A 24,687-nucleotide genomic window follows, 5' to 3' on the forward strand; every position below is an offset into this window, starting at 1 on the left:
ACGGAGCGATCAGACGACGACGACCGGGTTCTTCTTCGAAACGCGGCTGTAGAGGTCGATGATGTCCTGGTTGATCAGGCGCACGCAGCCCGACGACATCGCCTGGCCGATGCTCCACCATTCCGGCGAGCCGTGGATGCGGTAGCCGGTGTCCTTGCCGTTCTGGTAGATGTAGAGCGCCCGCGCCCCCAGCGGATTGGTCAGGCCGCCGGGCTGGCCGCCCTGCCATTTCACCAGTTCCGGCTTGCGCTTGACCATCTCAGGCGGCGGCGTCCAGACCGGCCATTCGCGGCCGTACTGGATGTTGGCGCGGCCCGACCAGCGGAAGCCGTCCTTGCCGATGCCGACGCCGTAGCGGATCGCGTCACCTCCGGGCTGGACGAGATAGAGCATGCGTTCCTGCAGATGGACGACGATGGTGCCGGGCGCCTCGCCGGTCTTGTCGACGACGATCTGGCGGCGGAATTCGGGCTTGACCTTCTGCCAGGGCACGGCGGGCAGCTGGAAGCCGCCATCGGCGAGCGAGGCATACATCACGTCCGGACCGGTGATGTTCTTGTCGACACTGATCGCCGGGCGCATCGGATGCACGGAGCCTGTGGTCGTGTCGTCGAGCTGCAATTGCGGCAGATCGAGCGTCTCGGTGGTGCTGCAGCCGGCCATGCCGAGCAGCGCCATGGCGCCCATGCCGGAAAGCACGGCGCGGCGGGAAAGCGGAATTTCGGTTTCGACGGTTTCGCCGTTCGAAGGCGGCGTCAGACTTTGCGGCAACTCGCGCATACACCAAACCCTACGCTGTCGGCGGGAAGCACGGTCCGGCCGAATGCCGGGCATTTTCGCCAGTCATGGTTGAAAAAGAGTGAAAGGGCGCGGACCGGGCTTAACCCTAACTGTCCGTTACTCCGCTGGAGGAAGACACCGGGCCGGGCCGAAGATTTCCTCGATTGCCCTCTTTACAATCGAGACGACCCCAGGATTTATCCTGTTCTTTGCGCTCAAGGAGTAGGGAAATGTCCTTCGAAAACTGGGCTGCCTTTGCCGCCGCCTCCGCCATCCTTCTCGTCATTCCGGGCCCGACGATCCTGCTGGTCGTCTCCTATGCGCTTGGCCAGGGCTGGCGCACGGCGCTGCCGATGGCGGTCGGCGTCGCGCTCGGCGACTTCACCGCCATGACGCTGTCGATGCTGGGCATCGGTGCGCTGCTCGCGGCCTCGGCCACAGTGTTCACCGTGCTCAAGGTGATCGGCGCCGGCTATCTGGTCTATCTCGGCATAAAGCTGTTCCGCGCCGGCGGCGCGCTGAAGGCCGAGCCGCGCACCGACGCGGTGTCGGCGGCAAGGATGATGGCGCATGCGTGGCTGGTAACGGCGCTCAACCCCAAGAGCATCACCTTCTTCGTCGCCTTCCTGCCGCAATTCCTCGACCGGCACGCCGATTTCTGGACGCAGATGCTGGTTTTCGAGACGACCTTCCTGGCTTTGGCCTTCAGCAACGCCTTCGGTTATGCGCTGATCGCGTCCAGGGCACGCGCCATCGTGCGCAACCCGAAGGCGATCCGCATCTTCAACCGCACCGGCGGGACACTGCTGGTCGGCGCCGGCATCGCCACGGTGGCGATGCGTTCGGGGAATTGAGGCAGAGACGGGTTCACCGCCGAGACCGCTCATGCCGGTTGGCGGCTCGGCGATCGATGTTCTAGGATCGTCGTCGACAGGCGAAGTCGAGAACATCAAGGGCACCCAATGGCGCTGAAGGACGCATTCGGCCTGACCTATTCGGGCGCGACCGATGCCGGGTTCTCGTCCTACGCCAGAGCCATCCACGAGTTGCAGTGCTTCATCGGAGACCCGGTCGGCTCGGTCGACCGGGCAATCGCCGACGATCCCGGCTTCGTCATGGCGCATGTGTTCAAGGGCTATCTCTTTGCCCTTGCCACCGAGCGCGAGGCGACAGCCGTGGCCCGCGCGTGTCACGAAGCGGCGTTGCCGCTTGTGGCAACGGCGCGCGAGCAGGGGCATGTCGCGGCGCTCGGCCATCTCGCCACGGGCCGTTGGCACGACGCAGCGCATCTGCTTGAGGATATCGCGATCGACAGTCCGCTCGACGCGCTGGCGCTGCAGGTCGGGCACCAGATCGACTTCTTCACCGGCAATGCCCGCATGCTGCGCGACCGCATCGGCCGGGCGCTGTCGGCGTGGCAGCAGGGCATGCCTGGCTACCATGCCATCCTGGGCATGCAGGCCTTCGGGCTGGAGGAAATGGGCGACTATGCGCGCGCCGAAAGCTTCGGCCGGCAGGCGATCGCGATCGAGCCGCGCGACGGCTGGGCGCAGCATGCGGTCGCGCATGTCATGGAAATGCAGAGCCGGCAAAGAGACGGCATCGCCTGGATGCGCGCCAACCCTGAAGCCTGGACCAGGGACAGCTTCCTCAAGATCCACAATTGGTGGCATCTGGCGCTGTTCCACTACGACCTCGGCGAGATCGAAGAGGTGCTCACGCTCTATGACGGGCCGATCTACGGCGACCGCTCGACGCTGGCGCTCAACATGGTCGATGCCTCGGCGATCCTATGGCGTCTCAATCTCGGCGGCATCGATGTCGGCGAGCGCTGGGCGGCACTTGCCGCGAACTGGGTGCCGAAAGCCGCCGCCGGCAATTACGCCTTCAACGACGCGCATGCGATGATGGCCTTCGTCGGCGCCGGGCTGGAGGGGCCGGCGCGCACCTTGATCGAGGTGCAGCGCGAAGCGATGCATGGCGATGACGACAACGCCGCCTTCACACGCGATGTCGGTCAGCCGTTTACGCTGGCCATCAAGGCGTTCGGCGAGGGCAACTACACCGAAACCGTGCGCCTGATCAGGCCGATCCGGTCGATTGCCCAACGTTTTGGCGGCAGCCATGCGCAGCGCGACGTGATCGACCTGACGCTGATCGAAGCCGCGCTCCGCGCCGGCGATGGCGCGCTGGCGCGGGCGTTGACCGCCGAGCGCCGGCTGGCGCGGCCAGACAGCCCGTTGTCGGCGCTGTTCTCGCGACGCGCTGCCGATTTGTCAGAGAATTGACCCGAGGCGGAACTTGGCATAAGAACTGGCCATGCCAGATTTTTTCGAGATCCGAAAAAATTAATGGCAGTGGGAGGAAATCATGTATCTCGGCCTCGACCTGGGCACCTCGGGCGTCAAGGCGCTGCTGATCGATGATCGCCAGAACGCCGTCGGCTCCGGCCATGGCTCGCTCGATGTATCGCGGCCGCATCCCGGCTGGGCCGAGCAGGATCCGGCGCACTGGATCGAGGCCTGCGAGACGGCGATCGCCGAGCTCAAGGCTTCCCATCCGAAGGAGCTCGCGGCCGTCAAAGGCATCGGCCTCTCCGGCCAGATGCATGGCGCCACCTTGCTCGACGCCTCGGACAAGGTGCTGCGCCCTTGCATCCTGTGGAACGACACGCGCAGCCATGTCGAGGCGGCGGCGCTCGACGCCGACCCGCGTTTCCGCAAGATCACCGGCAACATCGTCTTTCCGGGTTTCACAGCCCCGAAGCTTAGCTGGGTGAGGAACAACGAGCCGGCAATCTTCGCCAAGGTGGCCAAGGTGCTCCTGCCCAAGGACTATCTGCGGCTCTGGCTGACCGGCGAGCACATTTCGGAAATGTCGGATTCGGCCGGCACGTCCTGGCTCGATGTTGGCGAGCGCCGCTGGTCCTCCGAACTGCTCGCCGCGACGTCGCTCGACGAAAAACAGATGCCGTCGCTGGTCGAGGGCACGGCGAAGGCCGGTGCCCTGCGCGGCGAACTCGCCTCGAAATGGGGCATTGCTGCCGGCATCCCGGTTGCCGGCGGCGCCGGCGACAATGCGGCGTCGGCCTGCGGCATGGGCACGGTCGGCGCAGGCAACGCGTTCGTCTCACTCGGCACGTCGGGGGTGCTGTTTGCCGCGAACGCTTCCTACCTGCCCAATCCGGAAAGCGCGGTGCATACATTCTGCCATGCGCTGCCCAACACCTGGCATCAGATGGGCGTGATTCTGTCGGCTACCGATTCGCTCAACTGGCTGTCGGAGATCACCGGAAAAAGCGCCGGCGAGCTGACCGGCGAGCTCGGCGAGACACTCAAGGCGCCGACGGGCGTCACCTTCCTGCCCTATCTCTCCGGCGAGCGCACGCCGCACAATGATTCCGCCATCCGCGGCTCCTTCACAGGCCTTGCGCATCAATCGAGCCGGGCCGTGCTGACCCAGGCCGTACTGGAGGGTGTCGCCTTCGCCTTCCGCGACAGCCTCGAGGCGCTGAAGACGGCCGGCACGACGCTCACCCGCGTGACCGCGATCGGCGGCGGCTCGCGCTCGCGCTACTGGCTGAAGGCGATCGCCACCGGGCTGCAGGTGCCTGTCGACATTCCGGCCGACGGCGATTTCGGCGCCGCTTTCGGCGCGGCGCGGCTCGGCCTGATCGCCGCGACCGGCGCCGATCCGATCGCCGTCTGCACCGCGCCAGCGACGGATGTGACCATCGACCCGGACGCCGGCTTGGGCGGCGCTTTCGCGGATGCCTATCAGCGCTACCGCGCGCTTTATCCGGCGATCCGGAGCGCCACGGCGTGAGCGATCACCCGCCCACGCCGTGGCATTGCGGCTCATTGCGCCGGGACCTTGTCGAGGAAGCCGGTGACGCTTTTCAGGCGGCCGTTCTCGATGACGCCGATATCGGTGCCCTCGATGACGGACTCCGCGCCTTCGGGTCCGAGGTTCCACGAAAAGCGGATGCGGTCGGCGAATCCGTCGGGCTCACCCTTCAGCGAGAAACGGAAGCCGGCAAAGCGCTGCTGCACGCCGTCGATGAGTGCCGCGATGCCGGCATGGCCGTTGCCCTGCATGACCGGGTCGCGATAGCTGACGTCGCTGGTGAAGGTCGCCTCGAGCAGAGCCCTGCGGCGCCCCACGTCGCTCTCGTTCCAGGCGGTGATGTAGTTTCGGGCGATCGTGTTGAGGTCGGTCATTGTGTTCATCCTTCGTTGGATCGTTTCGACATGACCCTTTTCGCGCCGGGGAAGAACGAAACCAATTACGCCTGAGGTAATCGGGCAGAAGCATTCGGAGAGGAAGGAAAACCATGAGCAGCGGATTTTTCGGCGACATCCAGAAGATCAAGTACGAGGGACCGGATTCGACCAATCCGCTGGCCTACCGGTTCTACAACCCGGACGAGGTCGTCGCCGGCAAGCGGCTGGAAGATCATCTGCGCTTCGCCGTCGCCTATTGGCATTCCTTCGCCTGGCCAGGCGGCGATCCGTTCGGCGGCCAGACCTTCGACCGCCCCTGGTTCGCCAAGCCCGGCGGCATCGACACGATGGAACTGGCGAAACTGAAAGCGGACGTCGCCTTCGAGATGTTCTCGTTGCTGGGTGCGCCGTATTTCTGTTTCCACGACGCCGATGTCCGCCCTGAGGGCAAGGACTTTTCCGAGAGCGCCGCGCGGCTCGACGAGATCGCGGATTATTTTTCGGCCAAGATGAAACAGACCGGCGTCAAGCTGCTCTGGGGAACGGCGAACCTCTTTTCGCACCGCCGCTTCATGTCGGGCGCGGCCACCAATCCGGATCCGGACGTGTTCGCCTATGCGGCGGCGACGGTGAAGAGCTGCATCGACGTCACCAAGCGCCTGAAGGGCGAGAACTACGTGCTGTGGGGCGGGCGCGAAGGCTATGAGACGCTGCTCAACACCGATCTTGGCCGCGAACAGGAGCAGGCCGGCCGCTTCCTCAACCTCGTCGTCGACTACAAGCACAAGATCGGCTTCAAGGGCACGATCCTGATCGAGCCGAAGCCGCAGGAGCCGACAAAACACCAGTACGACTACGACGTCGCGACCGTTTATGGCTTCCTCAAGCGCTTCGGGCTGGAGAAGGAAGTAAAGCTCAACATCGAGCAGGGCCACGCCATCCTTGCCGGCCATTCCTTCGAGCATGAGCTGGCCTTGGCCAACGCGCTCGGCATCTTCGGCTCGATCGACATGAACCGCAACGACTATCAGTCGGGCTGGGACACCGACCAGTTCCCCAACAACGTGCCGGAAATGGCTTTGGCATATTACCAGGTGCTGCAGGGCGGCGGCTTCAAGACCGGCGGCACCAATTTCGACGCCAAGCTCAGGCGCCAGTCGCTCGACCCGGAAGACCTCTTGATCGGCCATATCGGCGGCATGGATGCTTGCGCGCGCGGCCTCAAGTCGGCGGCGAAGATGATCGAGGACAAGGCGCTGTCCGGCCCGCTCGCCGAGCGCTATGCCGGCTGGAACACCGCCGAGGGCAAGGCGATGCTGTCGGGCAAGCGCACGCTGGAAGAGATCGCCGAACGCGTGGTGAAGAAGAAGATCGAGCCGCAGCCGCGTTCCGGCCGCCAGGAACTGCTGGAGAACATCGTCAACAGATACGTCTGAGGAGCCAGCGGGACTCCGAATCGGGCGCCGCTGACCTGAAATCGCATTCCGCGCGGGGCAAGCCTACACGACAAGGTTTTGCCCCGCCTCGCCCCTCAATCGCCTCGCTCTTGCCTTCAAACAGCCGTCACGGACCTCCTATAGTGTGGACACGTGGCGGGAAGGATAGAAGGAGGCGAAACCTATGCAGCACGAACGCGAAATCGACGCCCTGCTCTCTCCCGGCGAGGCTGGTTCGATCATCGATCGGCTGATGGCGCTGCCGCATTCGAAGGACGGCGCCCGCAAGACAAATGAATGGGATCGCGCGGTCGCCGCGCGGTTAGAGACGGCGCTTGCCAGGAGCATGCGCTCGCGCATCGTCGGAGAAGGCCGCGACGCCGCCTGATTCTTCCGTCACTGATTCTTCCGTGGCCTGATTCTCCCTTGGCCTGATTCTCCCTTGGCCTGATTCTCCCTTGGCCTGATTCTCCCCTGGCCTGATTCTCCCCTGGTTTGACGAACGGAGACTGTTTCTCCATCCTGCACCGATGATACGCGCGGTGCTGCTCGATCTTCTGGGTGTCGTCTATGATGGCGACACCCAGATAGCGGGCGCGGTCGCGGCAATCGAGCGTCTGCGCGACGCAGCCTTGCCGCTCCGCTTCGTCAGCAACACGACACGCTCGCCCCGCAGCGCAATCATCGCGCAGCTTGCCGCCATGGGCATCGAGGTTGCCGAGGAAGAATTGCTGACGCCGGCGCGCGCCGCGGTCGAATGGCTGCGCAGGCATGGCCGCCAGCCGTATCTGCTCGTCCATCCCAACCTCGAGGTCGAGTTTTCGGGGCTGGACGGCGGGAGCGGGCGCGCCGTCGTCGTCGGCGTTGCGGGCGAAGCGTTCGACCATGCCAGTCTCAACCGGGCATTCCGCGAACTGATTGCGGGTGCCGATTTCGTGGCTTTGGCCATCAACCGCACCTTCAAGGATGCCGACGGCCTGCTCAGCCTCGACACCGGCGCCTTCGTCGCGGCGCTGGAATTCGCCAGCGGGCGAAGTCCCGTCGTGCTTGGCAAGCCGTCACCGGATTTCTTCCATTCCGCGCTTGCCGGTTTGAACTGCCCGGCGGCCGATGCGGTCATGGTCGGCGACGATGCGGAGAGCGATGTCGCCGGAGCGCTCAGCGCCGGGCTTGGCGCGGCGCTGCTCGTGCGGACGGGCAAGTACCGGCCGGGCGACGAAAGCCGCTTCGATCCGGCCCCAACCGCACTGGTCGACGATCTTTCCGCCGCGACCGATTGGATACTCAGCCGCGCCGCAGCCTGACCGGCGCTTCGCCGAATGCCCGGGAAAACGCCCTGGAAAATGCCGCAGCGGACGAGAAGCCGGTACGCCCGGCAATGTCGGCCATGGCGATGCGCGTGTCGACCACCAGACGGCGGGCGGCGCTGAGGCGCAGCCGCAGATAATAGGCGCCGGGCGTCTCGCCGATCGACTTGCGAAAGATGCTTTCCAGCGTCCGCGCCGTCACGCCGGAGCGCTTGGCCACCGCATCGATGGTGAGCGGCTGGTCGACATGCGCTTCCATCAGCCGGATCGCCTGCGCCAGCCGCGGGTCGTAGCCGTCGAGCCGCCCAAGCGAGACCAGCGGCTGCGCGTCGGTGGCGGCGCGCGCCTGGTCGTAGATGAAGACGCTCGCCACATCGAGCGCGGCGGCCATGCCGAGCCGAGTGCGGACCAGATGCAGCATCAGGTCGAAGGTCGGCGAAGCGCCGCCCGAGGTGAAGACCGACCCGTCGATGACATAACGGTCAGGCCGCACGTCAACGCCGGGAAAGGCGGCGGAGAAATCCTCCATGTCTTCCCAATGGGTGGTGGCGCTGCGGCCCTCGAGCAGGCCGGCCCGCGCCACCAGCCATGTGCCGGCCTCGATACCGCCGCAGGCGCGGGCCGCGCGCGCCGCCCTCCGCAACCCCGCAAGCAACGCCGATGTGGCATAGTTCTGCGTGCCGAAGCCGGCGACGACGACAAGCATGTCGGTCGCCTCGGCGGCATCGAAGCGACCGCTGACGGCGACCGGCAGGCCGCAAGTCGTCACCGGCGCCTCGCCAGTGACCGAGACCAGCTTGAAATCGAACAAAGTCTCGCCAGAGATACGATTGGCGGCGCGCAGCGGGTCGACCGCCGAGGCGACGCACATGATCGACGAACCGGAGAACACCAGGAACGTCACCTTGAGCGTTTCGCGTTCGGAGCGAAAGATGGTCGGTTTTTCGCTTTTCATCATGAGAGCTTCGTAAAACGCAAAACAGTTTCCGGCAAGTCGGTCATTCTTGATCAGCTTCGCCGCATGTCGTCATACCAAAGCCGGTTTCCGACTTTTTGCTCGACATCGATGGCCGATCGAATCTGGGAGGAAAGACGATGCCGCTCGCGATGAACCGTGAGGTCTTCATTACCTGTGCCGTGACCGGTTCCGGCGGCACGCAGGACCGCAGCCCGAACGTCCCGCGGTCGCCCAAGCAGATCGCCGATTCGGCGATCGAGGCCGCCAAGGCGGGTGCCGCGATCGTCCATTGCCATGTGCGCGACCCCGAGACCGGCAAGCCCAGGCGCGACGTGCATCTCTACCGCGAAGTGACCGAGCGCATCCGCGAGGCCAACGTCGACGTGGTGCTCAACCTCACCGCCGGCATGGGCGGCGACATGGTGTTCGGCTCGCCCGAGGCGCCGCTGCCGCTCAACCAGAAGGGCACCGACATGGGCGGCGCCACCAACCGCATGGAGCATGTGCGCCAGTGCCTGCCGGAGATCTGCACGCTGGATTGCGGCACGATGAATTTCAACGAGGCCGATTATGTGATGACCAACACGCCCGGCATGCTGCGCGCCATGGGCGGCATGATGACGGCGCTGGGCGTCAAGCCGGAGATCGAGGCCTTCGACACCGGCCATTTGTGGTTCGCCAAGCAGCTGGTCGAGGAAAAGGTGCTGAACGCGGACGCGCTGGTGCAGCTCTGCATGGGCGTGCCGTGGGGCGCGCCGGACGACCTCAACACCTTCATGGCGATGGTCAACAACGTGCCGTCGACCTGGAACTGGTCGGCCTTCTCGATCGGCCGCAACCAGATGGCCTATGCCGCGGCCGCGGTGCTCGCCGGCGGCAATGTCCGCGTCGGCCTGGAAGACAATCTGTGGCTCGACAAGGGCGTGCTGGCCACCAACGCGCAGTTGGTCGAGCGCGCTGCCAGCATCGTCACCAACCTCGGCGCCAGGATCCTCGGGCCGGAAGAAGTGCGCAAGAAGCTCAACCTCACCAAGCGGGCGCCGATCGCGGCGTGATTTGATGGAGTCGGAAATGGCTACCGTCAAATTCACCGCGATGAAGGATGGCGACAGGCAAGACTACGAATTCCTGACCGCCCATGAGATCGACTATGCCGCCAAGACCGGCGAGCGGCTGCTCGATGCGCTGGTGCAACTTGACGCGGGCCTGTCGGGCTACAAGATCACCCGGCTCGGCCATTCGCTGCAGGCCGCCACCCGCGCCTGGCGGGACGGCGCCGACACCGACTGGCTGGTCGCGGCGCTGCTGCACGACATCGGCGACATCTACGCGCCCTACAACCATGACGAATATGCCGCGACGATCCTGAAGCCCTTCGTGCGCGAGCAATGCACCTGGGTGGTGGAAAAGCACGGCGACTTCCAGCGCCTCTATTACGCGCACCACCTGGGCGGCAACCGGCATGCGCGCGACCGCTTCGCCGGCCACCTTTATTTCGACGATTGCGACCAGTTCTGCGAGCGCTGGGACCAGTCCAGCTTCGATCCCGACTACGACACGCTGCCGGTCGAATTCTTCCGGCCCTTCGTGCTCGAAGTCTTCGCGCGCAAGGCCTACGACCCGGCGGTGATCCGCGCCGGCGAGCGCGTTCCCCTCACAAATTCCGAAACAGCCAAGACAAGATCCGGAGCCTGACCATGAGCATCATCAACAAGGCGGCCGCCATCGGCGGCGGCGTCATCGGCGCCGGCTGGGTGGCGCGGCTGCTCCTGAACGGCATCGACGTGTCGATCTTCGATCCCGATCCAGAGGCTTCGCGCAAGGTCGGCGAGGTGATGAAGGGCGCGCGCCGCGCCTATAAGCAGATGCTGCCCGGCGGCCTGCCCAAGGAAGGCAAGCTCACCTACGTCAAGACCATCGCCGAGGCGGTTGCCGATGCCGACTTCATCCAGGAGAGCGTGCCGGAGCGGCTCGACCTCAAGCACAAGGTGCTGGCCGAGATCGACCTGCATGCGCCGGCCAACGCCATCGTCGGCTCCTCGACCTCCGGCATCAAGCCGACCGACATGCAGGTGGCGATGAAGAAGCATCCGGAGCGGCTGGTCGTCGGCCATCCGTTCAACCCGGTCTATCTGTTGCCGCTGGTCGAGATCGTCGGCGGCCAGCAGACCTTCCCGGAAGCAATCGAGGTCGCCAAGGAGCTCTACGCCTCGATCGGCATGAAGCCGGTGGTGGTGCGCAAGGAGATCGAGGCTTTCGTCGGCGACCGGCTTTTGGAAGCGGCCTGGCGCGAGGCGCTGTGGCTGGTCAAGGACGGCATCTGCACCGTCGAGGAACTCGACGACATCATGCGCTATTCCTTCGGCCTGCGCTGGGCGCAGATGGGCATGTTCCAGGTCTATCGCGTCGCCGGCGGCGAGGCTGGCATGCGCCACTTCATGGCGCAGTTCGGGCCCTGCCTGAAATGGCCGTGGACCAAGCTGATGGACGTGCCGGAGTTCAATGACGAGCTGGTCGACCTGATCGCCACGCAATCCGACGAGCAGGCGAACGGCATGTCGATCCGCGAGCTGGAAAAGATCCGCGACGACAATCTGGTCGCGATCATGGAAGCGCTGTCGAAGCAGAACAAGGGCAAGGGCTGGGGCGCCGGCGCGCTGCACAAGGACTATACAAAGCAGCTCGCCAAACTGGCGGAGAAGAAGGCCCCTGCCAAGGCTGCCGCAAAGGCCAAGGCGACCAAGCCGGCGAAGAAGGCCGACAAGCCGGCCAAGATCGACAAGGCAAAGAAGAGCAAGAAGAAGGGCTGAGGCGATGCATTTCGGTCTCTCGGAAGAACAGAAGCTCATCGTCGAGACGACGCGCGCCTTCGTCGAGAACGAGCTCTATCCGCATGAGCGCGAGGTGGAGCGCACCGGCGAGCTGCGCCGCGAGCTGATCGAGGAATTGAAGGCGAAGGCGATCGCGGCCGGGCTTTACGCCGCCAACATGCCGGCCGATGTCGGCGGCGCCGGCCTCGATACGGTGAGCTGGCTGCTCTACGAGAAGGAGCTTGGCCGCGCCAATTACGCGCTGCACTGGACCTGCGTGGCGCGTCCGTCCAACATCCTGCTCGCCGGCACGCCGGAACAGCGCGAGAAATACCTCTTCCCCTGCATTCGCGGCGAGAAGTCGGACTGCCTGGCGATGACCGAGCCCGGCGCGGGCTCCGACCTGCGCGGCATGAAGGCGACCGCCGTGCAGGACGGGTCGGACTGGGTGCTCAACGGCACCAAGCATTTTATCTCCCACGCCGACATCGCCGATTTTGCCATAGTCTTCATGGCATCGGGCGAAGAGGATTCGCCGCGCGGCAAGCGCAAGAAGATCACCGCCTTCTTCGTCGACAAGGGCACCAAGGGTTTTTCGGTGCGCGACGGCTACCGCAACGTCTCGCACCGCGGCTACACCAATTCGATCCTCGAATTCGACGATTGCCGGCTGCCGGCGAGCCAGGTGCTCGGCGAAGTGCACAAAGGCTTCGAGGTCGCCAACTCCTGGCTCGGCGCCACGCGGCTGCAGGTCGGCGCGACCTGCCTCGGCCGCGCCGAGCGGGCGCTTTCCCATGCCATCGAATATGCCGCGCAGCGCCAGCAGTTCGGCCAGCAGATCGGCAAGTTCCAGGGCGTGTCGTTCAAGCTCGCCGACATGGCGACGGAGCTGAAGGCCGCCGATCTGATGGTCTTCGAAGCCGGCTGGAAGTACGATCAGGGCACCGTCACCGATCAGGACATGGCGATGGCCAAGCTGAAGGCCACGGAAATGCTGGCTTTCGTCGCCGACGAAGCGATCCAGATCCATGGCGGCATGGGGCTGATGGACGACCTGCCACTGGAGCGCATCTGGCGCGACGCGCGCGTCGAGCGCATCTGGGAAGGCACTTCGGAGATTCAGCGACATATTATTTCGCGGGCGTTGCTGCGCCCGTTCGGCGCTTAGAGCATGATCGCCCCAAACCGGATCCGGTTTTGGGAAAAGGCCCTGCTCAAACGAAAAGATGACCATGCATAAGCTCGAACGTCTCCTGCGCCCGAAATCGATCGCCGTGTTCGGCGGGGCGCAGGCCGCCGCCGTCGTCGCGCAATCGATCAAGATGGGCTTTGCCGGCGAGATCTGGCCGGTGCATCCGACCAAGGACGAGGTCGCCGGCCGCAAGGCCTACCGCTCCGTCACCGACCTGCCCGGCGCGCCGGACGCGGCCTTTGTCGGCGTCAACCGGCATCTCACCATCGAGGTCGTCAAGGCGCTGGCCGAGCGCGGCGCCGGCGCCGCCGTCTGCTTTGCCGCCGGCTTCCTCGAGACCGAGGCCTATGACGAGGACGGCGAGCGGCTGCAGGCCGAGCTCGTGGCCGCCGCGGGCGAGATGCCGATCATCGGCCCGAACTGCTACGGTCTCATCAACTATGCCGACGGCGCGCTTTTGTGGCCCGACCAGCATGGCGGCATCAGGCTGCCCGAGGGCGGCAAGGGCGTCGCCATCATCACGCAATCCTCCAACATCGCCATCAACATGACGATGCAGAAGCGCGGCCTGCCGATCGCCTTCCTGATGACGGCCGGCAACCAGGCGCAGACCGGCCTTTCCGAGATGGCGCTCGGCCTGATCGAGGACGAGCGCGTCACGTCGCTCGGAATGCATATCGAGGCTTTCGACTCGGTAGCCGGCTTCGAGAGATTGGCTGCCCGAGCCCGCGAGCTGAAGAAGCCGATCATCGCCATGAAGGTCGGCCGCTCGGAACAAGCCCGGCAGGCGACGGTTTCGCACACCGCCTCACTGGCCGGTTCGGACGCCGCCTCGGGCGCCTTCCTGAAGCGGCTCGGCATCGCGCGCGTCGAATCGATTCCCGCCTTCATCGAGGCGCTGAAGCTCCTGCACATCACCGGACCGTTGCCAGGCTACAAACTGTCGTCGATGAGCTGCTCGGGCGGCGAAGCTTCCGTGATGGCCGACAGCGCCGAAGGGCGCTGGGTGCATTTCCCGACACTGACCTCCGAGCACCGGGCCCATGTCAAGTCGACGCTCGGGCCGCTGGTCGCGGTCGCCAATCCGCTCGACTACCACACCTTCATCTGGAACAACGAGCCGGCGATGACGGCCACCTTCACCGCCATGGTGTCGGGCGGCTTCGACCTAAACATGCTGGTGCTCGACTTCCCGCGCCCCGACCGCTGCTCGGACACCGACTGGTGGGCGACGCTGCGCGCCTTCGAGGCGGCGCTGAAGACCAACCGGGCGCAGGGCGCGATCGTCTCCTCACTGCCGGAGAACCTGCCGGAAGAATACACCGCCGGGCTGATGGCGCGGGGCATGGTGCCGCTGTTCGGCATTTCCGAAGCGATGGACGCCGCGCAAGCGGCCGCCTTCATCGGCTGGGCCTGGCGCGAGCCGCAGGCGCAGCCGGTAGACACCACGGCCGCAGGCGCGACCGATGGCGGCCATGTCACGCCCGACGAGGCCGAGGCTAAGGCGCGTCTGATCGGGGCTGGCCTGCCGGTGCCGAAGGGCGAGCGCGCCGCCAACGCGGTCGAGGCGGTGATCTCGTCGATGGCGCTCGGCTTCCCCGTGGCGCTGAAGGCGCTGGGCGTGACCCACAAGTCGGAAGTCGGCGCGGTGCGGCTCAACCTCAAGGACGCCGAATCCGTCAGCAACGCGGCGCATGACCTCCTGCCGCTCGGCACCGGGCTCTATGCCGAGCGCATGGTGCGCGACGGCGTGGCCGAATTGATCGTCGGCTTCACCCGCGATCCGATGTTCGGCGCGGTGATGACGCTGGGCACCGGCGGCGTGCTGGTCGAGCTGTTGCGCGACAGCGTCACCCTGATGCTGCCGGCAACCCGCGACGACATCGAGGCGGCGCTGCGGGGACTGAAGCTCTATCCGCTGCTCGAAGGCTATCGCGGCCGGCCGAAGGCCGATGTCCAGGCCGCCATCGACGCGATCGCCGGCATTGCCGGTTTCGTGCAGCAGAACGCCGGCGAGATCGAGGAGCTCGACATCAACCCGCTGATCGTCTGCGCCGAAGGCAAGGGCACCTGGATCGCGGATACCCTGCTGGTGCTTGGAGAAAAGACGAATGGCTGACGTCATCACCACCCGCCGCGAAGGCGCCATCCTCGAGGTCACACTCGACCGGCCGAAGGCCAACGCCATCGACTTGAAGACCTCGCGATTGATGGGCGAGACCTTCAAGGCGTTCCGCGACGATCCCGGCTTGCGCGTCGCCATCGTCAAGACCGCCGGCGACAAGTTCTTCAGCGCCGGCTGGGACCTGAAGGCGGCCGCCGGCGGCGATGCGGTCGACGGCGACTATGGCGTCGGTGGCTTTGCCGGGCTGCAGGAACTGCGCGACTTGAACAAGCCGGTGATCGCCTGCGTCAACGGCATGGCGGTGGGCGGCGGCTTTGAGCTGGCGCTCTCCTGCGACTTGATCTACGCGTCGGACCATTCCTCCTTCGCGCTGCCCGAAATCCGCGCCGGAACGCTTGCCGATGCGGCGACGATCAAGCTGCCGAAGCGCATTCCCTACCATATCGCCATGGACCTTCTGTTCACCGGCCGCTGGATGGATGTGGCGGAAGCGCATCGCTGGGGCCTGGTCAACGAGGTGCTACCCAAGGAAAAGCTCGAGGATCGCGTCTGGGAGATCGCCCGGCTGCTCGCCAGCGGCCCGCCGCTGGTCTTCGCCGCGATCAAGGAGACGGCGCGCGTGGCCGAAGCGCTGACCTTCCAGGAGGCGATGAACAAGGTGACGCGGCGCCAGCTGCCGACGGTCGATATCCTCTACGGCTCGGAGGACAACATGGAAGGGTTCCGGGCTTTCGCCGAAAAGCGCGACCCGGTGTGGAAAGGGAAGTAGTCTTTCGCGCCCATGACCGACTACAAAAGCCTGATCGACGCCGAGACCTGGGCCTTCATCGAGAAGACCAATTCCTATTATCCGCCGGATACGATCGGCTACACGATCGCGGAGCAGCGCGCGGTCTACGACCGGATGTGCCGCGAGTTCTTCGCCGGCTATCCGGAGGGCGTGACGGCGGAAACGACCGCCATTACGACGCCGACAAACAGCATCCCGATACGCATCTATCGCAATGCCGAGCCGGGCAAGGCAGCCATGGTGCTCTATGTCCATGGCGGCGGCTTCATCCTCGGCGGGCTGCACAGCCATGACGATGTCTGCGCCGAGCTTTGCGCCCGCACCGGCTATGACGTTGTCTCGGTCGACTATCGGCTGGCACCGGAACATCTGCACCCTGTCGCTTTCGACGACGTCATGGACGCCTACGAGTGGACGGCAGGAACGTACGATTGCCCGGTCGTGCTTTGCGGCGACAGCGCCGGCGGCAATCTCTGCGCCGCCGTCAGTCATGCCACGCGCGGCCACAAGAAGAAGCCGGTCGGCCAGGTGCTGATCTATCCGAGCCTTGGCGGCGACCGCTCGCGGGGCTCCTATATCACGCATGCCGAGGCGCCGATGCTGACCGTGCGCGACATCGAATTCTATCTGAACATCCGCACCGGCGGCGTGGACCGGACCGGCGACATCACCTTGTCGCCGCTCGCCGATGCCAATTTCGCCTATCTGCCGCCGACCGTGCTGATCACCGCGCAATGCGATCCGCTGTCCTCGGACGGCGAAGCCTATCGCGACCGTGTCGTCGCGGCCGACGGTCATGCCTACTGGTTCGAGGAGCCGGGACTTGTGCATGGCTATCTGAGAGCCCGGCACACGGTCGGCCGGGCACGGTCGAGCTTCACCCGCATCGTCGAGGCGGTGTCGGCGCTCGGCAGGGGCGACTGGATCTGGTGATCTTCCCGGGCGGCAAGGACCGCTCTTCCGCCCATCCTTCGCATTGAACCTTTCCGCGTCAGCCCGCGACTGACGGCCAGGCGCCGCTTTGGCACGGGACCGGAAAGGAACGCCCAAATGACCAGAAACCCCGAGATTCGGTGGTCTCCGGGAAGAACAAGAGCCCAGCGCGACCATCGCCTTCGGGATGGGGTCGATGCGCTGGGCTTTCGGCTGATTCCGTTGACCCTGCCAGGCAGCCGTCGTATCGTGACCAAGCGGAAAACAGACAATTATATCAGGGACGAACGAGCCGGAACGCCGCGCCTTGCCCTGATTTGCGCGGCGAAAACGATGGTTCTTCCGAAGACTTCGGGGGGAGTTCAATGTTTTGCGACCGCGGCTCGTTCGTGGCTTCTCGCGCCCGCGGTGTGCGCCGCGCGATAACGACAGCCAGCGGAATTGTCGCCCTGGCGCTGTCCGCCGGCCTCTGGCTCGGCGGCACGGCAAGGGCACAGGAAACGCAGATCATCTATCCCGGCTCGATGGCGGTGACCGGCTTTCCCGGCACCGTCATCCCCGACTTTGAGCAAGGCCTGCCGCCCGGCGTCGACCCGGTCGACGAAACCTTCATCGACACCTCGCAGGCCTCGTTGCGTATTTTCGACGTCTCGCGGCTCGGCGGCCCGGCCGCGGGCCAGCTCGTCTACACGCCGCCGCCTTTCGAGGTGACGGCCAGCCAGATCGGCGAGGTGTTCGGCCTCACCTATGACGACGGCGTGCGCGACGGCGTGCCGTCGGGCATCCCCAACCTCTATGCTGCGGCGACCTCGCTGCATGGCGTCGAGATCGTCACGCCGGATGCCGACGATGACGGCAGGCCAGAGCGTCAGCGCCGCGGCGCCGCGGGCGCCGTCTTCATGGACGGCCAGTTCGGCACCGAAAACGGCGGCGGCCCGGGCACGATCTGGAAGATCGACGGCATTTCGGGCGCCGTCTCGAAATTCGCCGACATCGACACCAATAGCGGTCCCGGCATCGGCAACCTCGCCTTCGATCCGACCCACCGTGAGTTCTTCGCATCGGACCTCGACACCGGCCTGATCCACCGCATCGACATCGAGGGCAATCTGATCGATACGTTCGACCATGGCGTTGCCGGACGCCCGGCGCATGGGCTTGCCCCGGTCGCCGACGACGGCGCCGTCATGGACATCCAGGCCGCCGCCTTCGACAGCGAGGACACCGCGACCTGGGGCTATACCCAGGATGCGCGCCGCGTCTGGGCTGTCGCCTATCATGGCGGCCGGCTCTACTATTCCGTCGGCGAGAAGGCCGAAATCTGGTCGGTCGGCATTGCGAGCGACGGAAGCTTTAGCGGCGATCCGCGCTGGGAGCTGACGGTCAAGGCCGACCAGGACTATGCCGTCACCGATTTCGCCTTCGACAACAAGGGCTTCATGTATCTGGCGCAGCGCGGCCCGCTGGAAAACCGCTACGACTACAGCCGCTTCGCCGATTCCGGAAAAGGCGGGGTCATTCGCTACCAGCGCGAGGATCCGGACGATCCGGCAACGGAATCGGTCTGGGTCGAGGTGCCGCAGGAATATGCGGTCGGCTTCCCGCAGGGCAACCGCCAGTCGGCCGGCGGCGTCGACCTGCAGTACCGCTATGATGGCGAAGGCAATCTCGACGCCTCGGTGTGCACCGACACGGTGGTCAACACCGGCGACAAATTGCGCGACAATCCGGAGCTTGCCGAGCGGCTCGCCGGCGGCGGGCCGTTCGCCGTGCATGGCGTGCAGCTGACGCCGAGCGCGCTGGTCAAGCCGGCCAACGTGCCGCCCTTCGGCTCATGGTTCGTCGACTTCGACGGTTATTTCGAAGACCCCGACGTCCAGGGCCATGTCGGCGACGTCAGGGTGTGGCGCCCCTGCGAGGGCCGCGCCGGCTATTATGAGGAAATCCCCGGCGGCTTCCTGCCTCCCTTCTATCCGCCGGACTTCCCGCCGCCCGGCAATCCGCCTCCCTGCATCGATATCGAGGACGTCCAGTATTTCTGCACGCCGCGCGGGCTGCAGGCCGACCTCTATATCCATGACCATGCCGGCTTCGGCGGCGATTCGATCAAGGCGTGGTCCAAGACGCCAGGCGTCGGGGTGACATCCCCCATGTCGCATGCGCCGGGCAAGCCATACACGATCGACATCACCGGCCAGGACCCGGGCGACACCGTCAATGTCGGGCTCTGCTTCTACAGGAAGTCCGACCAGGACAAGGGCGGCTACTATCCTTGCTGCAAGATGACGCTGCCGCTGAGAACGCCGGCCGTCGGCTGCGAAGCGCCGAGGAGGGACAGATGAACAATCTCGCCCTTTCCCGCTTCGCATCGCGCAAAACCGTCATGGAGACGATCATGAAACCCCTGTCATACGCCAGGCGCGGGGCGCGCTGGCTGATGGCGGCCGGTATCGCCGTAGCCATGACGCCGGCATTGCCGGCGCTTGCCCAAGACAAGGCTCCGGCCGCGGCCGGCCAGGCCGCCAATCCGGAGTCGCGCGGCATCAACCCGGAGCTCGGGCGGATCGTGCCCTTCTTCACCAAGAAGGGCGCCCAGAGAAGCTGCGATAGCGTCGAGTATGTCCTGAGCTTCGGCATCCGTGGCGACCCGCAGGACTTCGACAGGCCAAGCGTGGCGGCCCTGCTGAAGGCGACAAGGCTCGACTTCAAGGACCAGCTGCCGCACGGCTTGCAGATCGTCAGCGTCGATGTCGTCGGCGACGGCACGGGCGCCTCGGGCGGGCCGCTGCCCGCTGCTTCGATCGGCACATCGGCCGGCCCGAACGATACGGCGAGCGTTTCCAATTTCCGCATCAGCGCTTCCAATCTCGACGGCGTCGGCGCCGCGAACGAACGCGTGATCACCTTCCGCATCACGGCCAAGATAGATCATGCAGCCTTTCCCGCACCTGCGACGGTCGACAACCAGGGTCTGATGGACGTGGCCTTCAGGCGCGGTCCGGCGACCACGATCCCGTCGCAGGATCCGGGCAAGCCCGACGACGGCGATTTCCTCACCGGCGTGAAGACCTCGATCGAGATCGACCTGACCAAGTGCAACCCGCCGCCTCCGCCTCCCGGCAAGGAATGCTTCAAGGTCGAACGCGGCACGGTCGATTGCGTGCCCGGCGGCGGCGCCTTCATCTATCACATGCCGGTCGGCCCGGAGATGGGCGGCAAGTGGGTGCAGGTGTCGACGACGACGCCCGGCATCACCATCTTTCCCGACACCCAGCAAGTGCCCGCCGGCGGCGGCGTGCTCAACTGGAAGATCATCGGCGCCTCGCCCGGCGAGGCCATCCATCTCGTGGTCACCGGCATCGAAACCTATGCCGGGCCGAAGGAAGGCTGGGGGCTTTGCTGCACGCAGACGATCGACATCGTCATTCCGCGCGACCTTAGGTGCCCGCCTGAGAAGCAGCACGACCTCAAGGTCGAGAAGTGGGCGGAGGTGCCGCGCTGCACGATGGCCGGCGGCTGCAACTTCACCATCACGGTGACCAATGTCGGTGAAGCGCCCTATAACGGCAAGATCGTGCTCGACGAGGTGACGCTGCCCGCCGGCTCGACGCTTTCATCGGGACCGAACCCGCCCTGGGCCTGCGTGCCCGGGACGACGCCGATGACCTGCACCCATCCGGTAACGACGCTCAACCCTGGCGCCTCCGTCAACCTCAAGCTCGGCTTCAAGCCGGCCGGCGGCTGGCAGGGCGGCGTGCTGCGCAATTGCGCCGCCTATGACTACCAGGCCAGCGGCAAGCCGCTGTTCGGCAGCCAGCAGAACGACCGCGGCTGCGCCTCGATCCCGATCTGCCGCCGCGGCGATCGCGATCCGCGGTGCCAGCCTCCGGTCGAGAAGAAGGTCGACCTGATCCTGAAGAAGCGCGCCCGCATTCCGGTCTGCACGCCGGACGGCGCCTGCTACTTCGTGATCGACATCATCAACAACGGCACCAGCACCTATCATGGGCCGCTGACGGTGATCGACACCTATCCCGGCGGCGCGCCGACGTCCTCGACCTTCGGGCCGAGCCCGCCCTGGACCTGCGGACCCAACGGCCCCGGCCGGTTCCGCTGCGACAATGCCGACATCGCACTGCCTCCGGGCGCCTCGACGCCGATCGTCGTCAAGGCGGCGATGCCGGCAAACTACCGGCCGGATCGGGTCGAGAACTGCGCCGAGGTGAAGGCCATTCCCGGCGAGGTCGACCTCGCCAACAACAAGGCCTGCGCGAGCGAGCGCATCCGCCATCCGAACGGCGGCCAGCCCGGCCTGCGCATCACCAAGGTATGCGACGGATCGCTCGCCGGCGCGGCTTTGGTGTCCTGCCGCATCACCGTCACCAACGCCGGCACCGCCGCCCCCACCGGTCCGGTGCGGGTCAACGACGCCGCGACGCTGGTATCGGGCGGCACGCCGGTGGCCATCCAGACCGTGACGCCTGACGGCGCGGACTGGAGCTGCGGGCCAGTGCCGGCCAACGCGTTGTCCTGCCGGATTCCGGGCGCCGCGATGACGCCTGGAACCAGCCGGCACTTCGACGTGACGGTGAGCGGCAACGGCGTGTTCGAGAACTGCGCGCGCGGCTCCTTTGGGCCGGCGCCGGGCGACGACATCGTCTATCCGATCGGCCAGGCCTGCGCGAAGGGCGGCAGCATTTCCACCATCCGCGTCGAGAAGACCGGCGACAGCGAATGCCAGCCAGGTCAGCCCTGCTCGTTCGAGATCACCATCACGAATGACGGGCCGAACGCCTTCTCCGGTCCGGTCCGCATCGGCGATGCGATCGGCATCGACGGCGTCGGCCGCCTGGAAGGCGTTCCGATCACCTCGATCGACCCGCCCTTCGGCTGCTCGCCGGAGCCGGCGACGCTGCCTGCCTCCTGCATCGCCAAGCTGACGCTTGGCGCCGGCGAAAGCCGCACCCACAACGTCACCGTGGTCCTTCCCGGCCTTGCCAAACTGCAGGGCGCTGTCAGCGGGCAGAACTGCGTCGGTGTGCTGTCGCCGAACACGCCGGTGCAAGGCGGCGACGTGCTGTCGAGCGCGCCGGCCAACGCCCAGGGCGATCGCGGCAAGGCCTATGCCTGCCACCCGTTCACCATCAAGCGCGAGGTGAAGATCCAGTGCTCGAACGGCATGGTGCTCAACTCGGCCGGCCGCTGCGCCTGCCCGGAAGGCACGACCTTCCGCAATGGCCAGTGCTCCGGCGGCGGCGGTGTGATCATTCTGCCGGAACCAAAAGAGCCGAAGCGCTGCGTCCTGCTCAAGGGCCAGATCCGGACCGAGGACGGACGCTGCGTCTGCCCGCGCGGCACCGAGCTTGAGAACGGCAGGTGCGTGCAGGGCGAAGAGCCGCAGGAGCCGCAGTGCACGCTGCGCCCCGGCCAGTACCGCGACCAGGACGGCAATTGCGTGTGCCGGCGCGGCGAGCTGGTGAACGGCGTCTGCCAGGTCGTTCCGCCGAAATGCACGATCCGCGGCGCGGTGCCGACACAGGACGGCTGCGTCTGCCCCAAGGGCACGCATCTCGACCGCGCCGCCAAGGCCTGCGCCCCCGACAGGCAGCCACCGAGCCAGTGCCGCATCCGCGGCCAGGTGCGCAACGCCGACGGCGATTGTGTCTGCCCGAAGGGAACGGAGGTCAGGGGCAAGGTCTGCGCGCCGGTCAAGAAGCCGCAAGGCTGCTCCATCCGCGGCCAGATCCTCAACAAGCGCGGCGCCTGTGTGTGCCCGCGCGGGACGGAGGTGATAGAGGGCAGGTGCGGCACGTTCGAAGACGCCGAATGCGCCCCGGGCTCGCAGATGATCGACGGCATCTGCCAGCCGATCATCAGGCGGCGCTGCCCGGTCGGGACGACCGGACGGTATCCGGACTGCTTCCCGATCCGCAGACGGCCGGGCCTGGAGATCAATCCGAACCTGCTGCTCAATCCGAACATCCTGCAGCAACTGGTTCCGCAGCGCCAGCCACGGCGCGTGCTGCAGGACCCGGCAGGCGCGAACATCCAGAACTTCAAGCCGTAGTCCGGTCGGCTGCAATCAACGGACCCGCCGGAGCGATCCGGCGGGTTTTCTTTTTCAGCGCCGAAGCTGCGCATTTGTGCGCCTGCTGACCGATGCGGAAAACAGGCTTCCCCTTGGCCGGACGATGGTCTAGGCAGACGCGCACGGAAGGCGCGCGTCCGGCGCGCCGAAGCGGATGCCGGGAGAGGCCTTTCATGAGCAAGAAGACCCTGATCGCGCCGTCGGTGCTGGCGTCGGATTTTTCGAAGCTCGGGGACGAGGTCGAGGCGGTCGCGGCCGCCGGCGCCGACTGGATCCATCTCGATGTGATGGACGGTCATTTCGTGCCCAACATCACTTTCGGCCCGCCAGTGATCAAGGCGATCCGCAGCCGGACAAAGACCTTCTTCGACTGCCATCTGATGATCGCGCCGGCCGACCCCTATCTGGCGGCTTTCGCCGAGGCCGGCTGCGACGGCATAACCGTGCATGCCGAGGCCGGCCCGCATCTCGACCGCTCGCTGCAGACGATCAAGGGCCTCGGCAAGAAGGCCGGTGTCTCGCTCAACCCGGCGACGCCGGAAATGGCGATCGAATATGTGCTCGACCGGCTCGACCTCATCCTGATCATGACCGTCAATCCCGGCTTCGGCGGCCAGGCGTTCATCCCGGCGATCGTCGACAAGGTGCGAAGGGTGAAGGCGCTGATCGGCAACCGCCCGATCCGCATCGAGATCGACGGCGGCGTCTCGCCGGAAACGGCGCCGCAGGTGACTGCCGCCGGCGCCGATGTGCTGGTGGCGGGCGCCGCCGTCTTCAAGGGCGGCACGGTTGAAGCCTACCGGGCAAATATCGAGGCGATCCGCTCAGCGGCCGACAAAGCCGCCAACTAAATACGCGGCCAGCGCATTTCGAGCAGAAGTTGCCGATCCAATCTCGTTGCTGAACTGTTGGTCAATATATATCTTGCTACCTATAAAGATCAGCTTTTTTTGAGCGGATTTTACTTTACTCGATAATAGGCCGCCGCCTCGTCTTAAAGTCGAATATCGCCATCTTCCACTTTGAGACGGCCGTGCCCGGCTGTATGATACATGTACGGGAATTGCTTCGCCGAGGGGCCCTGGCAAAACAGGGGCAAGCAATGGGAGTTGGATTGACATACGGGAACGTCGATACGGGCGACGGCAAGGGTGCCAAGAGCACGCTGGCCAGTTCGGTCTACCATCAGCTCCGCGAGGACCTGCTGCGCGGAGCTTTGGAAGCCGAGGGCAAGCTGCGCGTCGAATGGGTCGTCTCCCGCTATGGCGCCGGGGCCTCGCCGGTGCGCGAGGCGCTCAACCGCCTTGCCGCCGAGGGCCTGCTCGGCCGCCATGACCAGCGAGGCTTCTTCCTGATGCCGGTGAGCGCGGCCGAGCTGGAGGAGCTGACCCGCACGCGCTGCTGGCTGGAAGAACGCGCATTGCGCGAATCCATTGCGCACCGCACGGCGGAATGGGAAGAGCAGCTGGTGCTTGCCCTGCACCGGCTGGCGCGCGCCGAGCGGCGCCAGCCCAACGACCCGGCAACCAACAATCCGGAATGGGAGACGCTGCACCGGGCCTTCCATCGCGCGCTGATCTCGGCCTGCCGGTCGCATTGGCTGATCGGCTTTTGCGATCAGCTTTCCGACCAGGCCTCCCGCTACCGGCTGATCTCGCAGCGTAGCCCGGGCTACGAACGCGACGAGCTGGGCGAGCACCGGACGATTGCCGAGCGGACGCTCGACGGCGACGCCGACGGCGCCGTCGAAGCCCTGCTCAGCCATTACCGGCTGACGGCGGAGATGTGCCTGGCGCGTTTCAACCAGGGCTACGATCCGAGAGCCGGCTCAGCCAAAGCCGCGCACGGCCGCAAATAGCTGCCTTGTCTCTTTGTTTTTGCGTAATTCCGGGCGGAGAACCGCACCGCATTTTCCTGGGATTGCTCTATCTCTTTGTCTCTTTGTTTTTGCGCAACTCCGGACGGAAAAGCGCTACGCACTTTTCCTGGAATTGCTCTATCTCTTTGTTTTGCGCAATTCCGGACGGAAAACCGCTACGCACTTT

At 65.7% G+C, this 24,687-nt stretch carries 20 protein-coding genes; 17 read left to right on the forward strand and 3 right to left on the reverse strand.

Translation table 11 applies throughout. From position 1 onward, the window contains the following. Positions 1-9: 9 nt before the first annotated feature. Positions 10-687 (reverse strand): L,D-transpeptidase, encoded by a 678-nt coding sequence (locus EN874_RS10510; RefSeq protein ID WP_245513546.1) that lies wholly within the window; start codon positions 685-687, stop codon positions 10-12. Positions 688-1,010: 323 nt separating this feature from the next. Between EN874_RS10510 and EN874_RS10515 the strand changes: the two genes are divergently transcribed. From EN874_RS10515 to xylB, 3 genes are all read left to right on the forward strand, one after another. Beyond that, positions 1,011-1,634 carry a LysE family translocator gene (locus EN874_RS10515; protein ID WP_127424717.1) on the forward strand — a complete coding sequence of 208 codons (624 nt, stop codon included), beginning with the start codon at positions 1,011-1,013 and terminating at the stop codon, positions 1,632-1,634. Between the two features lie 108 nt (positions 1,635-1,742). After that, positions 1,743-3,068, forward strand: a complete 1,326-nt coding sequence (locus EN874_RS10520; protein WP_127424718.1) for a tetratricopeptide repeat protein — start codon at positions 1,743-1,745, stop codon at positions 3,066-3,068. 82 nt (positions 3,069-3,150) lie between these two features. After that, complete coding sequence (gene xylB, locus EN874_RS10525) at positions 3,151-4,605, forward strand: xylulokinase (protein ID WP_127424719.1); 1,455 nt, start codon at positions 3,151-3,153, stop codon at positions 4,603-4,605. Between the two features lie 32 nt (positions 4,606-4,637). Here xylB and EN874_RS10530 read toward each other — a convergent pair whose 3' ends face one another. Further along, positions 4,638-5,000 (reverse strand): nuclear transport factor 2 family protein, encoded by a 363-nt coding sequence (locus EN874_RS10530; protein ID WP_127424720.1) that lies wholly within the window; start codon positions 4,998-5,000, stop codon positions 4,638-4,640. 113 nt (positions 5,001-5,113) lie between these two features. On the opposite strand from EN874_RS10530, the gene xylA reads away from it, so the two are divergent. The 3 genes from xylA to EN874_RS10545 all read left to right on the forward strand — a co-directional run bounded on the left by xylA (position 5,114) and on the right by EN874_RS10545 (position 7,743). Beyond that, the gene (gene xylA, locus EN874_RS10535) at positions 5,114-6,439 is read left to right on the forward strand and encodes a xylose isomerase (protein WP_127424721.1); all 1,326 of its coding nucleotides are present in this window, start codon (positions 5,114-5,116) and stop codon (positions 6,437-6,439) included. A 184-nt stretch (positions 6,440-6,623) separates the two neighbouring features. Continuing rightward, positions 6,624-6,827, forward strand: coding sequence for a hypothetical protein (locus EN874_RS10540; protein WP_127424722.1), 204 nt, complete (start codon positions 6,624-6,626; stop codon positions 6,825-6,827). Between the two features lie 154 nt (positions 6,828-6,981). Continuing rightward, on the forward strand, positions 6,982-7,743 hold the full coding sequence (locus EN874_RS10545) for a TIGR01458 family HAD-type hydrolase (protein WP_348631722.1): 762 nt from the start codon (positions 6,982-6,984) through the stop codon (positions 7,741-7,743). Here EN874_RS10545 and EN874_RS10550 read toward each other — a convergent pair. Next, positions 7,724-8,704 (reverse strand): GlxA family transcriptional regulator, encoded by a 981-nt coding sequence (locus EN874_RS10550; RefSeq protein WP_127424724.1) that lies wholly within the window; start codon positions 8,702-8,704, stop codon positions 7,724-7,726. The genes EN874_RS10545 and EN874_RS10550 overlap by 20 nt on opposite strands. 137 nt (positions 8,705-8,841) lie before the next feature. Here EN874_RS10550 and EN874_RS10555 point away from each other — a divergent pair, with 137 nt between their 5' ends. The 11 genes from EN874_RS10555 to EN874_RS10605 all read left to right on the forward strand — a co-directional run bounded on the left by EN874_RS10555 (position 8,842) and on the right by EN874_RS10605 (position 24,500). Continuing rightward, positions 8,842-9,759 carry a 3-keto-5-aminohexanoate cleavage protein gene (locus tag EN874_RS10555; RefSeq protein WP_127424725.1) on the forward strand — a complete coding sequence of 306 codons (918 nt, stop codon included), beginning with the start codon at positions 8,842-8,844 and terminating at the stop codon, positions 9,757-9,759. Between the two features lie 16 nt (positions 9,760-9,775). Then, positions 9,776-10,399, forward strand: a complete 624-nt coding sequence (locus EN874_RS10560; protein ID WP_127424726.1) for an HD domain-containing protein — start codon at positions 9,776-9,778, stop codon at positions 10,397-10,399. A gap of 2 nt (positions 10,400-10,401) precedes the next feature. Next, complete coding sequence (locus EN874_RS10565; RefSeq protein ID WP_127424727.1) at positions 10,402-11,514, forward strand: carnitine 3-dehydrogenase; 1,113 nt, start codon at positions 10,402-10,404, stop codon at positions 11,512-11,514. Between the two features lie 4 nt (positions 11,515-11,518). After that, positions 11,519-12,682 (forward strand): acyl-CoA dehydrogenase, encoded by a 1,164-nt coding sequence (locus tag EN874_RS10570; RefSeq protein ID WP_127424728.1) that lies wholly within the window; start codon positions 11,519-11,521, stop codon positions 12,680-12,682. 64 nt (positions 12,683-12,746) lie between these two features. After that, the gene (locus EN874_RS10575; protein ID WP_127424729.1) at positions 12,747-14,825 is read left to right on the forward strand and encodes an acetate--CoA ligase family protein; all 2,079 of its coding nucleotides are present in this window, start codon (positions 12,747-12,749) and stop codon (positions 14,823-14,825) included. Next, positions 14,818-15,600: a carnitinyl-CoA dehydratase gene (locus tag EN874_RS10580; protein ID WP_127424730.1), complete on the forward strand. Its 783-nt coding sequence runs from the start codon at positions 14,818-14,820 to the stop codon at positions 15,598-15,600. The genes EN874_RS10575 and EN874_RS10580 overlap by 8 nt, the downstream gene beginning before the upstream one ends. 12 nt (positions 15,601-15,612) lie before the next feature. After that, entirely contained in the window at positions 15,613-16,554 is a 942-nt protein-coding gene (locus EN874_RS10585) for an alpha/beta hydrolase (protein ID WP_127424731.1), read from the forward strand. Positions 16,555-16,919: 365 nt separating this feature from the next. After that, positions 16,920-18,896, forward strand: a complete 1,977-nt coding sequence (locus tag EN874_RS10590) for a hypothetical protein (RefSeq protein WP_127424732.1) — start codon at positions 16,920-16,922, stop codon at positions 18,894-18,896. Further along, on the forward strand, positions 18,893-22,621 hold the full coding sequence (locus tag EN874_RS10595; RefSeq protein WP_127424733.1) for a DUF11 domain-containing protein: 3,729 nt from the start codon (positions 18,893-18,895) through the stop codon (positions 22,619-22,621). The genes EN874_RS10590 and EN874_RS10595 overlap by 4 nt, the downstream gene beginning before the upstream one ends. A gap of 194 nt (positions 22,622-22,815) precedes the next feature. After that, a complete protein-coding gene (gene rpe, locus EN874_RS10600; protein WP_127424734.1) occupies positions 22,816-23,493 on the forward strand; it encodes a ribulose-phosphate 3-epimerase in 678 nt (225 codons plus the stop codon). Between the two features lie 263 nt (positions 23,494-23,756). Further along, a complete protein-coding gene (locus tag EN874_RS10605; RefSeq protein ID WP_168247440.1) occupies positions 23,757-24,500 on the forward strand; it encodes a GntR family transcriptional regulator in 744 nt (247 codons plus the stop codon). The last annotated feature ends 187 nt before the right edge of the window (positions 24,501-24,687 follow it).

The organism is Mesorhizobium sp. M1D.F.Ca.ET.231.01.1.1, from assembly GCF_003999155.2.
Taxonomy (GTDB): domain Bacteria; phylum Pseudomonadota; class Alphaproteobacteria; order Rhizobiales; family Rhizobiaceae; genus Mesorhizobium.